Raw genomic sequence first — 13,331 nt, 5'->3', positions numbered from 1 at the left:
TCGTACGCTTTGACCTTTCGGCTCAATGCGGCAAATAAACCGTCAACGTCTGCCCAGGCTTCAGCGCCTGACCGCTGCGTGGGTTCCAGCGCTTGAGGTGTTGCATCTCAACGTTAAAGCGCTTGGCCACCAGATACAGCGAATCGCCTTTCTGGATTTTGTACTGCATGGATTTTTGATCGGCTTCTTTGCTGCTGGTGCCTTTGCTGGCAACCGCGCGCGCACTGGTGCTGGCTTTGGCAGGCTTGCTGTTGTCCTGCATTACTAGCGTCTGGCCGACTTTCAGGTTTTGCCCGGACAGTTTGTTCCAGTGCTGCAAATCCTTGACGTCGACTTTGTTGATCCGCGCGATCTGCACCAGATTGTCGCCTTTCTTCACCTTGTAGCTGCGCGTGCGCACCGGAGTGATGTCTTCAACAGCAATTTCCTGGAACACCGGCAGAGCAGGGGTGATGCCCGGACGCACCGGAATCGTCAGTGCCTGACCACGACGCAGATGAGTGCTGGTGAGCTTGTTCAGGTCTTTGAGCGTGGAGGTCGAGACCTGATAGCGGCTGGCGATGGTGGCCAAGCTGTCGCCCGGCCGAACGCGATACTGTTGCCAGTCGATCAGGTCTTCGGGCTTCATGTTCGACAGGCTGGAAGTCAGCAACTGCGATTTCGACGTTGGCACCAGCAAGTGCTGGGGGCCGTCGATAGTCAGGCGTTTCTTGAAGGCCGGGTTGAGCTGGATCAGCTCGTCTTCGTCGATGTTGGCCATGGCCGCGACTTTCGAAAGGTCCATGCGCTGATTAAGCTCGACCACCTGAAAGTACGGCTGATTGGCGATCGGATTGAGGTTGACGCCATACGCTTCCGGCGACATCACCACTTGCGACAGCGCCAGGAGTTTAGGCACGTAATCGCGTGTTTCCTGCGGCAATGGCAGGTTCCAGTAGTCAGTCGGCAGGTTCAGCTTGTCGTTGCGCTCGATGGCGCGGCTGACGGTGCCTTCGCCTGCGTTGTAGGCCGCCAGGGCCAGCAACCAGTCGCCGTTGAACATGTCGTGCAGCTTGGTCAGGTAATCCAGGGCCGCAGTGGTGGACGCTGTGATATCACGGCGACCATCGTAGAAGTTGGTTTGACGCAGATTGAAATAGCGACCTGTAGACGGGATGAATTGCCAGATGCCAGCAGCATCGCTGCGGGAAAGGGCCATCGGGTTGTAGGCGCTTTCGATCACCGGCAACAGCGCCAGCTCCAGCGGCATGTTGCGCTCTTCCAGACGCTCGACGATGTAGTGCATGTACAAGCTGCCGCGCTGGCCAGCGGTTTCCAGAAACGAAGGGTTATTGGCGTACCAGAGGCGCTGTTGATCGATGCGCGGATTGAGGTTGTTGCCGTCTTGCAGCTGGAAACCTTCACGCATCCGCTCCCAGACATCCTGAGGTGGCGTTTGAGGGCTTGGCTTACGAGCGAGGAAAATCGGTTTTTGCTTGATCTTTGCCGAAAGATTCGGGACCGGGGCGGGGCTGCTGTGCTGCACGCTGCTGGTGGTCTGGCAGCCTGCCAACGTGGCGCTCGCGATAACCGCGACCGCCTGGGCCAACCGAGTCAATGCGTCGGAATTAAAGGTTCTGCGTATAGATGACGACATTGGCTGGGGGATAGTTCCAGTCGAAAATGTCGGGCGATTCTAGAAACTGCATTAACAACGGTCAACCATTCAGAATTTTTGTGCTGATTGGCCACTGCTTTAGAACTTATCTTTCCAGCCGCGCAAGGTCGTAAAAACCGCCACAGGCGTTGGATTGTCTGTGCCGCTCCGTTCGTCCGCTTTTTCTTTGACGGCTTGAATGTCGGCGCGCAGAAACGGGTTGGTTTTGCGTTCCAAGGCTAAATTCGACGGCAGGCTGATGCGATTTTCGCTGCGCCACTGCGAGACTTGCTCAAAACGCTCGGTCACGTCCGGGTTGTTTGGCTCTACCGCTACCGCGAATCGCAGGTTGCTCAGTGTGTATTCGTGGGCGCAGTAAACGAGGGTATTGCCGGGCAGTTCTGCCAGGCGCCCGAGAGAATGATGCATCTGCTGGGGAGTGCCTTCAAACAGTCGTCCACACCCTGCCGCAAACAGCGTATCGCCGCAGAACAACAGTGGCGCCTGCGGGTCTTCGTGGTAGAACGCGATATGGCCCAGAGTGTGTCCCGGCACTGCATAGGCGACGAAGGTCAGGCCGAGTACGTTGAGCTGGTCGTTATCGTTGAGGGAGACATCGCGCACTGGCGTGTTCTCGGCAGCCGGTCCGTAAACCTTTGCACCGCTGGCGCGCTTGAGCTCTTCGACGCCACCGGTGTGGTCGGCGTGGTGGTGGGTCACTAGAATGTCGGTCAGGTGCCAGTCCGGATTGGCAGCGAGCCAGTTCAGGACCGGTTTGGCATCCCCTGGATCAACTACCGCACAACGGTGACTGGTCGTATCTTGTAACAGCCAGATGTAGTTATCGGAGAAAGCGGGGAGGGCCTGGATCTGTATCATGCGATTCGCCTCGCTGGAAACATGGTTGCAGCATCAAGTTGCATCAATGCCGCATCTTAGAGTCTCAATAGGTTCCAGGCGAGCACCTCTCGCGAGATCATTCATGGAGACCGGAAATGACCGATGAAGCATTTGCCCAGGCCGATCCCGAATGGCTGGAGCTGATCAGTTCGGCGCGCCAATGGCTGTCCGGGCCGGTAGGACAGCTGTTGTTACAGGAAGAGCGCCGTGTGCTCGATGAAGAACTGGAGCGATTCTTCGGCGGTTATCTTGTGCATTACGGGCCATCGGCCGAGACCCCGCCGGCCGCCAAGCAGGTGCAGCGCAACGTACGGTTGGGCGCGCCGCTGCCGGGGGTGGAAATCGTCTGTGAAGAGCAAGCCTGGCCACTGAGCGAGCACGCCGCCGATGTCGTGGTTATGCAACACGGTCTGGATTTCTGCCTGTCGCCACACGGCTTGCTGCGCGAAGCCGCCAGCAGCGTGAGGCCCGGCGGGCATCTGTTGATCGTCGGGATCAACCCTTGGAGCACGTGGGGCATTCGTCACTTATTCGCCCGTGACGCACTGCGCAGAGCACGCTGTATATCGCCGTCGCGGGTCGGTGATTGGCTGAACCTGCTGGGTTTCGCGCTGGAGAAACGCCGCTTCGGGTGCTATCGTCCGCCGCTTGCTTCGCCGGCCTGGCAACAGCGTCTGGCAGGTCTTGAGCGTCTGGGCGACGGATGGCAAAGCCCCGGTGGCGGCTTTTACGTGCTGGTGGCGCGCAAGTTGATGGTTGGGCTGCGACCTCTTCGCATGCCGCGTCGCGAGCCGATGGGCAAATTGCTGCCATTGCCGATGGCCAAGGTCAACCGGCGCAGCCCTGAGACGTGATAGCCAGGCCCCAACGGCGAAAAGCCCTCTTATTTTGGAAATGTGGTCATGAGTGAATCCGTTGAGCTGTTCTCCGACGGCGCCTGCAAGGGCAATCCCGGCCCCGGCGGCTGGGGCGCTTTGCTTGTATGCAAGGGCGTGGAGAAGGAATTGTGGGGCGGCGAAGCCAATACCACTAACAACCGCATGGAGCTGACCGGCGCCATTCGCGGGCTTGAAGAATTGAAACGCTCCTGCGAAGTGACCTTGGTCACCGACTCGCAGTACGTCATGAAGGGCATCACCGAGTGGATGCCCAACTGGAAAAAGCGCGGTTGGAAAACGGCTGCCAAAGAGCCTGTCAAAAACGCGGACCTTTGGAAATTGCTGGATGAACAGGTCAATCGCCACACCGTCACCTGGCAATGGGTACGCGGCCACATCGGCCACCCTGGCAACGAACGTGCGGACCAATTGGCCAATCGTGGGGTGGATGAAGTGCGTGGTATCAAGCGCGGTTGATTGCCTGTTTTCACACAACTACCATCGCTCGTACCCCGTGCTGTGGGCCATGTATGGCTGTGTGGGAGGGAGCTTGCTCGCGAGGAGGTCGGTACAGCCGTCGCATCTTCCCGCGCCCGTTAACGAATCGCGAGCAAGCTCCCTCCCACAGGAACGAGCCACCGTTTGCCATGCTAAGATTCGCGCCTGAAGCCGAGGCAGTAAGCAATGACCGTACAAAACACCCTTGAACGAAAAATAGTCCTCGATACCGAGACCACCGGCATGCCTGTGACCGATGGTCACCGGGTGATCGAGATCGGTTGTGTCGAGGTGATTGGCCGGCGTCTGACCGGGCGCCACTTCCACGTGTACCTGCAGCCAGACCGTGAGAGTGACGAGGGCGCGATTGGCGTCCACGGTATTACTGACGAGTTCCTGATCGGCAAACCCCGCTTTGCCGAAGTTGCCGACGAGTTTTTCGAGTTCGTCAAAGGCGCGCAGTTGATCATCCACAACGCTGCGTTTGACGTGGGATTTCTAAACAACGAATTCGCGTTGATCGGCCAGACTGATCGCACCGACGTCACCACCTATTGCACCGTGCTCGATACTCTGGCCATGGCCCGCGAGCGTCATCCGGGCCAACGAAACAGCCTCGATGCACTGTGCAAGCGTTACGGCGTCGACAACTCCGGTCGCGAGTTGCACGGCGCCTTGCTCGACTCAGAGATTCTGGCGGACGTTTATCTGGCGATGACCGGTGGCCAGACCACCTTGTCGCTGGCTGGCAACAACGATGGTGAAGGCGGCGCCGATCGGCCCAGCGAGATTCGCCGAGTAGCCAACCGGACGCCTGGCCCTGTCATTCATGCATCGGACAGCGAAATGGCCGAGCACGAAGCGCGTATGGCGGTCATTGCCAAGTCTGCCGGTGCGCCCGCGTTGTGGGTGCAATTGCTCGAAGCGCAGCAGCAAGCCACGTCTGCCTGAAGGCTGACGCCAGTGGGGGACGCCTATTGAGTGATCGTCTCCCTTCATCGACGGTGCAGGCCCGACATGACTGACTCTCCATCGACCACCCGTCCCGCTCTGAGTGTTCGCGTCGCTGACGAACGCTTCGAGGATTACATCCTCAACAGCGAATTCACCTTCAACGTCTGTGGCTACGCCAAGGTGCAGATCGGTAAACCTGTGGCCCAGTGGCGCATCGATTCGGTTCAGCCGTACATAAAAAATTACGGCATCGATTCAGAAGAGTTCTGTGATTACCGAAATCGCGCCGACAGCACTGTGCTGGTGGCATGGATTGGCGAGGAGCCAGTGGGCCATATCGTGCTCAGCACACACTGGAACGGCTTTGCCCATGTAGATGAACTGGCGGTGGACGCGACGTCACGCCGCAACGGCGTGGCGCGTTCGCTGCTGGATGTCGCGCAGTTCTGGGCGCGCAAACGCAACCTGCCGGGGATCATGCTGGAAACCCAAAACAACAACCTGGCCGCGTGCCGGTTGTACGAGAGTTATGGGTTCATTGTTGGAGGCGTCGACCACTTGCTGTATCGGGCGATTGATCCGACAAGCGAAGAAGTGGCGATTTTTTGGTATCTGATTTTCGAAGACGTCACGACACAGGGCGTGTAGGAGCGCGCTTGCCCGCGATAGCGGTGTGGCGGCAGAAAAAGCTTTCGCGGGCAAGCGCGCTCCTACGGGTAACGCAGATTCAGGAAACCCGAGTGATCTTTATTCCGGACTGCAGCAACTCGAATTCATCTCCGCCCAGATGGTTGACGCGGTCGCCAATGGCCAGTCTATAGGTGGATTTGGGCTCCGCGCCGCCAGCCTCGACCGGCTGTGATTCCCGGAACTCATGCACAGGGTAGACGCGGCCTTCTGCGTCTCTGGCATGAAATTGTCCAACTAGAACTGAAGCCATCTGCTTTGTAACCTCTGGAAATAACTGCTCGTTTTCGCTCGCATCGTACCACTGCGGGCTGACAATCCGTGGCCGCTTGTAAGGTAAGTCTGAAAGATATGTCGCTCATTTCGCGGTTATGCCTTCAGACCGCTGTTTTCGAGTGTAGTTTTCGGTACCGCAAAATATAGTGCCGATGTGCGCAAAACCGCTTCTGGTGCGGCCTGGCGCAGTAAACATGAACCAATTCGATCATGATGACCGCACATTTCGACCAGATCACTTGCGCTGTTTCATCTATAACTGTCAGTTCATCTTTAGAAAAGAGGCATGTCATGAGTCAGGTTCATACGATTGCAGTGATTGTCGGCAGCTTGAGAAAAGACTCCATCAACCGCAAGGTCGCTCATGCGCTGGCCGAATTGGCACCGAGTAGCCTCAAGCTGAAAATAGTCGAAATTGGCGACCTGCCGCTTTACAACGAAGACATCGACCTGGATTCGCCGCCTGAAGCCTACACCCGGTTTCGCCAGGAACTGCTCGGCGCGGACGGCTTTTTGTTTGTCACCCCTGAATACAATCGCTCTGTTCCGGGCGCACTGAAAAACGCCATCGACGTCGGCTCACGTCCTTATGGCAAAAGCGCGTGGGGCAGTGCAAAACCAGCGGCAGTGGTGAGCGTATCGCCTGGCGCAATCGGTGGTTTCGGGGCTAACCAGCATTTGCGCCAATCGTTCGTCTTCCTCAACGTGCTGTGCATGCAGCAGCCAGAGGCGTACTTGGGCAATGCCGGGACGTTCTTTGATGAGCAAGGCAAGTTGACCGAGAAAACCCGACCGTTCCTTCAGGGCATCATTGATGCGTTTGCAGGGCACGTCGAGCGCACGTTGAAGGTTTGATCTTCTGCCGGACACTGGAAATGCTGTAGGAGCCAACTCGTTGGCGAGGCAATTGTGCGGCGTGTCAGGCTAGCCGCCTCGCGAACAAGTTCGCTCCTACAGGGGATGCGGTGTCCGTTGCCGTTTCGCGAGCAAGCCCCCTCCCACGATGATTTTCAGCCGGGCAGATGGGCGGCGACCGGGCTGCTTACTGATCAGTCAACGCAAACTGCGTCAGGCAGAACGTCGGGATCGACATGTCTTCCAGTCGCTGTGAACCGCCTAGTTCGGGCAAGTCAATGATCGCAGCGGCTTCATACACCTTGGCGCCCATGCGGCGTATCAGGTTGGCGGCGGCGATCAGCGTACCGCCGGTGGCAATCAGGTCATCGAACATCACCACCGAGTCACCCTCACACAGGCTGTCGGCGTGGACTTCCAGAAACGCTTCGCCGTACTCGGTCTTGTAGGCCTCGGCCAATACATCGGCAGGCAGCTTGCCCTGTTTGCGAAACAGCACCAACGGTTTGTTGAGTTCGTAAGCGATGATCGAGCCGATCAGAAAACCCCGAGCATCCATAGCACCGACGTGGGTGAAATCCGTTTCGATGTAGCGCTGAACGAAGCTGTCGATCACCAGGCGCAGCGCCTTGGGCGACTGAAACAACGGGGTGATGTCACGAAAAATGACGCCCGGCTTGGGGAAGTCAATCACCGGGCGGATCAAGGATTTGAAGCTGAATTCGTCAAAAATCATCGCAGGTATCCTGGGCAGGAAGGCAGACCAAAGGCGCCAGTCTAAGCCTGACCCAAGCCTTGCGCATCAGCTTTCCAGCGAACCACCCGCCAGCGCGCACAGTTGGATCGGATCGATGATGCGGATTTCCTTGCCCTCGGCGGCAATCAGTTCGCTTTGCTGAAACCGCGTGAACACCCGGGATACCGTCTCCACCGCGAGCCCCAAGTAGTTGCCGATGTCGTTGCGCGACATGCTGAGGCGGAAACTGTTGGCGGAAAACCCGCGGGCCTGGAAACGTGCCGAGAGATTGATCAGAAACGTTGCGATACGTTCGTCAGCATTCTTTTTCGACAGCAGCACCATCATTTGTTGATCGTCGCGAATCTCGCGGCTCATCACCCGCATCAACTGACGACGCAATTGCGGCAGTTTCACGGACAACTCGTCCAGACGCTCGAAAGGGATCTCGCACACCGACGTGGTTTCCATTGCTTGGGCCGACACCGGGTACGCTTGCGCGTCCATCCCGCATAGGCCGACCAGTTCGCTGGGCAGATGAAAGCCGGTGATTTGCTCCTGACCGCCGTCGCTCACGCTGAAGGTCTTCAAGGCTCCGGAGCGGACCGCATACACCGAATCGAAGCGATCTCCCTGACGGAACAGAAAATCGCCTTTTCGCAACGGTCGACCACGTTTGACGATATCGTCCAGAGCGTCCATGTCCTCAAGGTTCAGAGAAAGCGGGAGGCACAGCGGGGCCAAGCTGCAATCCTTGCAGTGGACCGGGGTTTGAGCGCGTATTTTCACTGGCTCAGGCATCGGGTCATTCCTTGTCATAAACACACATGAGTCGTAAGGGTAACTCAGCGCTTCGTCTTGCGACTAGCAACTGTCCTGCATGGCATGTACATCGGTCCTGCGCAGATAGCGGACACTTCCTATATCACCCGGGAAAATCGCTGACGGTTGCTATCGGTGAGGTAGGCATCGAACACCCCGCAGATCGAACGTATCAATAGTCGTCCGGCGGGTCTGACGTGAATGCCCTTGGCGTCGACATCAAGTAAGCCGTCCTCAGCCATCGCCAGCAACTGCGGCCACACGCCAATGAAGTAATCCTGAAAGACCATGGCGAATCGGCTTTCGATGGCCGCGAATTCAAGGCTGAAATGGCAGACCAGTTGACCGATGATTGCTCGTCGTAATTGGTCATCGGGGTTGCAGCGCACGCCACGCTTGGTCGCCAACTGGTTGCTGGCGAGCCGGTTCTGGTAGTCGTTCAGGTCGTTGGAGTTTTGCGTGTAGAGATCGCCGACCTGGCTGATGGCCGACACACCGAGGCCGATCAGGTCGCAGTGACCGTGGGTGGTGTAGCCCTGAAAATTACGCTGCAGGGTGAGTTCTTCCTGAGCGACCGCCAGTTCGTCATCGGGGAGCGCGAAGTGGTCCATGCCGATGTAGCGATAACCCGCACGGGTCAGTTGTTCAATAGTGCTCTGCAGCATCAGCAGTTTTTGCTCGGGTGCAGGCAAGTCGGCGCCGTTGATGCGTCGTTGCGGCATGAAGCGTTCAGGCAGGTGCGCGTAGTTGAACACCGACAGGCGATCCGGTTGCAGGTCGATGATCTGCTCCACCGTGTGTGCAAATCCGTCCGCTGTCTGTTTGGGCAAGCCATAGATCAGGTCGATATTTACCGAGCGAAATTGTAAGGTCCGCGCCGCGTCGACGATGGCCTGGGTCTCACTCAGACTTTGCAGACGGTTGACCGCCCGCTGCACCTGCGGGTCAAAATCCTGCACGCCGATGCTGACTCGATTGAAGCCCAATTCGCGCAACAGACCCATGCTCGACCAATCGGCTTCACGCGGGTCGATCTCGATGCCGTAGTCGCCCGAGTCGTCGTCTAGCAGCGTGAAGTGTCGACGCAGGTGGGCCATGAGTTGCCGTAGTTCGACGTGGCTGAGAAAGGTCGGAGTCCCCCCTCCCAAGTGCAACTGTTCGACGACCTGAGTGGGGTCCAGATGACAGCCCAGCAGTTCAATCTCCTGCTGCACGCTTTGCACATACGCCTGCGCCCGACCGCGATCCTTGGTAATCACTTTGTTGCAGGCGCAGTAGTAGCAAATGTTGGCGCAGAACGGGATGTGCACGTATAGCGACAGCGGGCGGCGCGCATGGCGGCTGTCTCGTAGCGCGTGCAGCAAATCGAAAGCGCCTATTTGCGTGTGGAATTGCAACGCAGTGGGGTAGGACGTGTAACGCGGTCCGGTCAGATCGTAGCGGCGGATGAGGTCAGAATCCCAACGAAGGTCGTCGAGCATGCGGGCATTCCCGAAAAGGCTGGCAGTGGCTGCCATTTTAGGGAGTGGGGCTGTGCCGAACGTTGATCTGGGTCAATGACCCATTAACCAATGCTGATGCGGGCCGGGCAGGGTCCATAGGCCGAACACGATCACCAGCAATCCGCCCGCCACGCGAATCCCGCGTTTGCGCAACAATGCTGTCGTGCGCTCTGCGGCCAACCCCGTAGCAAGCAAAACTGGCCAGGTGCCCAGCCCGAACGCAACCATCAGCATGGCGCTGTAGAGCGCATTGCCTTGGCTGGCCGACCACAGCAAGGTGCTGTAAACCAGCCCGCAGGGCAGCCAGCCCCATAAGGCACCGAGCAGCAGAGCACGGGGCACGCTGGACACCGGCAGCAGTTTGCTGGCGAACGGCTGGATGTGGCGCCACAGCCCTCGGCCCAGGCTTTCGATGCGAGTCAGGCCGCTCCACCAGCCAGCGAGATACAGGCCCATGGCGATCAATAGCAGGGCGGCGATCACGCGCATCACCATCGCCCCCGGACTGTTGGCGACCGCCCAGCCTGCGATGCCAATCAGCAAACCAGCGCAGGCGTAACTGAGGATTCGCCCCAGGTTGTAGGCGAGCAGCAGGCGAAAGCGCCGGCTGCGTTGTTCTTTAGGGATCGCCAGCGTGAGTGCGCCCATCAACCCGCCACACATGCCCAGGCAATGCCCGCCGCCGAGCAGGCCGAGGATGACGGCGGAGGCGAGTAGTGGGAAGAGGTCAGGCATTGGGGGCGCCTGTGCTGACGTTATCGCGGGCAAGCGCGCTCCTACAGCGCGATGTGATTTCTTGTAGGAGCGCGCTTGCCCGCGATGGCCGCCTATTCATGGGGCGGCTTCTTGTCCGGCACTGACTGCGACGTTTTGCCGGACGCCTCATCCACGCCGGCCTGGTGGTTAGGGTCTTGATCGTCGAACAGGATGCTGTGGGCCGGGCTGTCGAGGTCGTCATACTGCCCGCTGTCTACCGCCCAGAAGAAGATATAAATGGCCACGGCCACGATCAGCAACGCGGCAGGGATCATGATGTAGAGCGCGGGCATAAAGCCTCCGAAATCCGTGGCGTGCTCATGTTGGCAGTGGGCGACTGTGAGCGCTCGCGATAAGGCCCGAGCGATTGGCGGCGACGCCTTTTACCCGGGTCAGACGCAAGGCATTGAGCACCACCGTCAGCGAGCTGATCGACATGCCGAGCGCAGCCCACAGCGGGGTAATCCAGCCCAATGCAGCAAACGGCAGCATCAGGCCGTTGTACAAACAGGCCCACAGCAGATTCTCGATGATAATGCGCCGGGTTCTTCGGGCCAGACTGAACGCCTGGACCAAGGCCTGCAAGCGATTGGAGAGCAGCACGGCGTCAGCGTTGGTTTTTGCCAGATCGGTGGCCGAACCCATCGCCACGCTGATATCGGCGGCGGCGAGTACGGGCACGTCGTTGACCCCATCCCCCAGCATCAGCACCTTGCGCCCGGCAGCACGCAATTGATGAAGAATCGCCAGTTTGTCATCCGGCAGCAGCCCGCCCCGAGCATCGTCGATTCCCAGTTGCGCGGCGACGCTGGCGACCATCGGGGAACTGTCGCCTGAAAGCAGCAGCAGCCTCCAGCCCCGGTTTTTGCAGGCCTGCACCAAATCTGCGGCATCGTCACGCAAGCGATCATCGAGTACCAGCCATGCGAGCGGCTGGTGAGCGTCGCCCAGCAGCAGCCATTGCCCCGGCTCATCGGGCATTGCCGGCACTGCACAGTTGCTCAGATCACAGACAAAGGCCGGCTGTCCGATACGCAAGATCCGCTCAGCGACCCGACCTTCCAGCCCGAGGCCCGGCGTGGCGACGACTTGTTCAGCAGCAACCGGCGCACGTCCGAACGCGCGGGCGATCGGGTGTTCGGAACGGTTTTCCAGGGCTGCGGCCAGTGCCAGGCATTCTTCGCTGGCAAGCTCCGCCAGTGGGCGGATGGCACGCAACGTCAGTCGGCCTTCGGTCAGCGTGCCGGTCTTGTCGAAAATCACCGTGTCAATCTGATTCAGGCCTTCGAGCACGTGCCCGCGCGTCAACAGCAGCCCCAGTTCGTGCAGGGTGCCGGTCGCGGCAGTCAGGGCGGTGGGGGTTGCCAGTGACAGGGCGCACGGACAGGTCGCCACCAGCATCGCCAGCACCACCCAGAACGCGCGCGATGAGTCTATTTGCCACCACAGCACGCCGATCAATAACGCGAAAAGCAGTGAACCGAGCAGGAACCACTGCGAGGCCCGATCAGCAAGTCGCGCCAGCCTGGGCTTTTCCGATTGTGCGCGTTCCAGCAGGCGAACGATGGCCGACAGCCGCGTGTCGTGGCCCAGCGCGGTAACCTCAACGATCAGCGGATTTTCAACGTTCAACGTACCGGCGGTCACCGCGTCGCCGACGCGGCGAGGCTGCGGCAGGTATTCGCCAGTCAGCAGCGATTCGTCGACGCTGGACTGGCCGTCGATGATCTTGCCATCGGCGGGTAATGCCGCACCGGGGTGGACTAGCACCTGATCAGCCAGGCGTAATTCCGCCAGCAGGATGCGCTCGCATTGACCATCACTCTCCAGTCTCAGACACGACGCCGGAAGCAAGTTGACCAAATGGGCCGTGGCAGCGGCGGTCCGCTCCCTGGCCCGGCGTTCCAGGTAGCGACCGGCCAGCAGGAACAGGGCAAACATCCCCACCGCGTCGAAATACAGCTCGCCGACGCCGGTGATGGCGGTCCAGATACCGGCCAGATAGGCAGCGCCGATGGCGAGCGATACAGAGACGTCCATGGTCAGGTGGCGCGTGCGCAGATCGCGCATCGCGCCTTTGAAGAAGGGGGTGCAGCTATAGAAGACGATGGGGGTTGTCAGAAACATCGCCACCCAGCGCAGGATGGTATGCATTTGCGGGCTAAGATCGATGTTGAATTCAGGCCAGGTCGCCATGGTCGCCATCATCGCCTGAAACCACAAAAGCCCGGCAACGCCCAGTTGGCGCAGCGCCAGGCGATTTTCAGCGGCCAGATGCTCGGCGGCCTTGTCGGGCTGATACGGATGCGCGACGTAGCCAATGCTGCGCAGCTCACGCAACAACCTGCTCAATGGCAGGTCCGCGTCAGCCCAGCGCACGTGCAAGCGATGGTTGGACAGGTTCAAGCGCGCCTCGATGATGGCAGGCAGTGCGCGTAAATGGCGCTCGATCAACCAGCCACAGGCCGCGCAGCTGATGCCTTCCATCATCAGTGTGGTTTCAGCGAAAGTCTGATCATGGCGCACGAACGGGGCCTGTACGTCAGGGCGGTCGTACAGCTGTAATTCATCGATAAGCTGTGTGGGAAGCGTCGCTGGGTTAGCAGAGACTTCGCTGCGATGACGGTAGTAGTTTTCCAGTCCGCCCGCGACGATGGCCTGCGCAACGGCCTGGCAACCGGGGCAGCACAGCTCGCGGGTTTCGCCGAGGATAATTGCTGTGAACCGGCTGCCGGGCGGGACGGGCAGGGCGCAGTGGTAGCAGGGGGTGAGTTGGGTCATGGGAGGATTTCAGATGATCGTGAGTCTTCCCTGGATATGGGGCCTGATCG

Annotated in this window: 14 protein-coding genes; 5 read left to right on the top strand and 9 right to left on the bottom strand. The window is 59.3% G+C overall.

The window, feature by feature from the left end; genetic code table 11:
- Positions 1 to 22: 22 nt before the first annotated feature.
- Entirely contained in the window at positions 23 to 1,636 is a 1,614-nt protein-coding gene (locus ACWKV9_RS10955; RefSeq protein ID WP_483836134.1) for a LysM peptidoglycan-binding domain-containing protein, read from the bottom strand.
- Positions 1,637 to 1,735: 99 nt separating this feature from the next.
- Positions 1,736 to 2,515, bottom strand: a complete 780-nt coding sequence (gloB, locus tag ACWKV9_RS10950) for a hydroxyacylglutathione hydrolase (protein WP_483836133.1) — start codon at positions 2,513 to 2,515, stop codon at positions 1,736 to 1,738.
- A gap of 116 nt (positions 2,516 to 2,631) precedes the next feature.
- On the opposite strand from gloB, the gene ACWKV9_RS10945 reads away from it, so the two are divergent.
- The 4 genes from ACWKV9_RS10945 to ACWKV9_RS10930 all read left to right on the top strand — a co-directional run bounded on the left by ACWKV9_RS10945 (position 2,632) and on the right by ACWKV9_RS10930 (position 5,514).
- Positions 2,632 to 3,390, top strand: coding sequence for a class I SAM-dependent methyltransferase (locus ACWKV9_RS10945; RefSeq protein ID WP_483836132.1), 759 nt, complete (start codon positions 2,632 to 2,634; stop codon positions 3,388 to 3,390).
- Between the two features lie 48 nt (positions 3,391 to 3,438).
- Positions 3,439 to 3,891: a ribonuclease HI gene (gene rnhA / locus ACWKV9_RS10940; RefSeq protein WP_483836131.1), complete on the top strand. Its 453-nt coding sequence runs from the start codon at positions 3,439 to 3,441 to the stop codon at positions 3,889 to 3,891.
- Positions 3,892 to 4,098: 207 nt separating this feature from the next.
- On the top strand, positions 4,099 to 4,863 hold the full coding sequence (gene dnaQ, locus ACWKV9_RS10935) for a DNA polymerase III subunit epsilon (protein WP_483836130.1): 765 nt from the start codon (positions 4,099 to 4,101) through the stop codon (positions 4,861 to 4,863).
- Between the two features lie 66 nt (positions 4,864 to 4,929).
- The gene (locus ACWKV9_RS10930) at positions 4,930 to 5,514 is read left to right on the top strand and encodes a GNAT family N-acetyltransferase (protein ID WP_483836129.1); all 585 of its coding nucleotides are present in this window, start codon (positions 4,930 to 4,932) and stop codon (positions 5,512 to 5,514) included.
- Positions 5,515 to 5,593: 79 nt separating this feature from the next.
- On the opposite strand, the gene ACWKV9_RS10925 is transcribed toward ACWKV9_RS10930, so the two are convergent.
- Positions 5,594 to 5,806 carry a hypothetical protein gene (locus ACWKV9_RS10925; protein WP_483836128.1) on the bottom strand — a complete coding sequence of 71 codons (213 nt, stop codon included), beginning with the start codon at positions 5,804 to 5,806 and terminating at the stop codon, positions 5,594 to 5,596.
- Positions 5,807 to 6,120: 314 nt separating this feature from the next.
- Here ACWKV9_RS10925 and ACWKV9_RS10920 point away from each other — a divergent pair, with 314 nt between their 5' ends.
- Positions 6,121 to 6,684, top strand: a complete 564-nt coding sequence (locus ACWKV9_RS10920; RefSeq protein WP_483836127.1) for an NADPH-dependent FMN reductase — start codon at positions 6,121 to 6,123, stop codon at positions 6,682 to 6,684.
- A gap of 187 nt (positions 6,685 to 6,871) precedes the next feature.
- Here ACWKV9_RS10920 and ACWKV9_RS10915 read toward each other — a convergent pair whose 3' ends face one another.
- The 6 genes from ACWKV9_RS10915 to ACWKV9_RS10890 form a co-directional block, all read right to left on the bottom strand.
- On the bottom strand, positions 6,872 to 7,420 hold the full coding sequence (locus ACWKV9_RS10915; RefSeq protein ID WP_483836126.1) for an adenine phosphoribosyltransferase: 549 nt from the start codon (positions 7,418 to 7,420) through the stop codon (positions 6,872 to 6,874).
- Positions 7,421 to 7,486: 66 nt separating this feature from the next.
- Positions 7,487 to 8,221: a fumarate/nitrate reduction transcriptional regulator Fnr gene (fnr, locus tag ACWKV9_RS10910; RefSeq protein ID WP_483836125.1), complete on the bottom strand. Its 735-nt coding sequence runs from the start codon at positions 8,219 to 8,221 to the stop codon at positions 7,487 to 7,489.
- A gap of 119 nt (positions 8,222 to 8,340) precedes the next feature.
- Positions 8,341 to 9,723, bottom strand: coding sequence for an oxygen-independent coproporphyrinogen III oxidase (gene hemN / locus ACWKV9_RS10905; RefSeq protein WP_483836124.1), 1,383 nt, complete (start codon positions 9,721 to 9,723; stop codon positions 8,341 to 8,343).
- A gap of 72 nt (positions 9,724 to 9,795) precedes the next feature.
- Positions 9,796 to 10,479 (bottom strand): sulfite exporter TauE/SafE family protein, encoded by a 684-nt coding sequence (locus tag ACWKV9_RS10900; RefSeq protein ID WP_483836123.1) that lies wholly within the window; start codon positions 10,477 to 10,479, stop codon positions 9,796 to 9,798.
- A gap of 92 nt (positions 10,480 to 10,571) precedes the next feature.
- A complete protein-coding gene (gene ccoS / locus ACWKV9_RS10895; protein WP_483836122.1) occupies positions 10,572 to 10,793 on the bottom strand; it encodes a cbb3-type cytochrome oxidase assembly protein CcoS in 222 nt (73 codons plus the stop codon).
- Positions 10,794 to 10,818: 25 nt separating this feature from the next.
- Positions 10,819 to 13,281: a heavy metal translocating P-type ATPase gene (locus tag ACWKV9_RS10890; RefSeq protein WP_483836121.1), complete on the bottom strand. Its 2,463-nt coding sequence runs from the start codon at positions 13,279 to 13,281 to the stop codon at positions 10,819 to 10,821.
- Positions 13,282 to 13,331 lie beyond the last annotated feature (50 nt).

It is taken from the genome of Pseudomonas corni, from assembly GCF_057128765.1.
The sequence above is the reverse complement of the archived record's forward strand: the minus strand, read 5'-3'. Positions and strand labels throughout refer to the sequence as shown.

Coding starts and splice junctions, on each gene's coding strand:
- fnr (WP_483836125.1), bottom strand. CDS start 8,221: ATGCCTGAGCCAGTGAAAATACGCGCTCAAACCCCGGTCCACTGCAAG.
- dnaQ (WP_483836130.1), top strand. CDS start 4,099: ATGACCGTACAAAACACCCTTGAACGAAAAATAGTCCTCGATACCGAG.
- ACWKV9_RS10930 (WP_483836129.1), top strand. CDS start 4,930: ATGACTGACTCTCCATCGACCACCCGTCCCGCTCTGAGTGTTCGCGTC.
- rnhA (WP_483836131.1), top strand. CDS start 3,439: ATGAGTGAATCCGTTGAGCTGTTCTCCGACGGCGCCTGCAAGGGCAAT.
- ACWKV9_RS10945 (WP_483836132.1), top strand. CDS start 2,632: ATGACCGATGAAGCATTTGCCCAGGCCGATCCCGAATGGCTGGAGCTG.
- ACWKV9_RS10915 (WP_483836126.1), bottom strand. CDS start 7,420: ATGATTTTTGACGAATTCAGCTTCAAATCCTTGATCCGCCCGGTGATT.
- ACWKV9_RS10900 (WP_483836123.1), bottom strand. CDS start 10,479: ATGCCTGACCTCTTCCCACTACTCGCCTCCGCCGTCATCCTCGGCCTG.
- ACWKV9_RS10890 (WP_483836121.1), bottom strand. CDS start 13,281: ATGACCCAACTCACCCCCTGCTACCACTGCGCCCTGCCCGTCCCGCCC.
- hemN (WP_483836124.1), bottom strand. CDS start 9,723: ATGCTCGACGACCTTCGTTGGGATTCTGACCTCATCCGCCGCTACGAT.
- ccoS (WP_483836122.1), bottom strand. CDS start 10,793: ATGCCCGCGCTCTACATCATGATCCCTGCCGCGTTGCTGATCGTGGCC.
- gloB (WP_483836133.1), bottom strand. CDS start 2,515: ATGATACAGATCCAGGCCCTCCCCGCTTTCTCCGATAACTACATCTGG.
- ACWKV9_RS10920 (WP_483836127.1), top strand. CDS start 6,121: ATGAGTCAGGTTCATACGATTGCAGTGATTGTCGGCAGCTTGAGAAAA.
- ACWKV9_RS10955 (WP_483836134.1), bottom strand. CDS start 1,636: ATGTCGTCATCTATACGCAGAACCTTTAATTCCGACGCATTGACTCGG.
- ACWKV9_RS10925 (WP_483836128.1), bottom strand. CDS start 5,806: ATGGCTTCAGTTCTAGTTGGACAATTTCATGCCAGAGACGCAGAAGGC.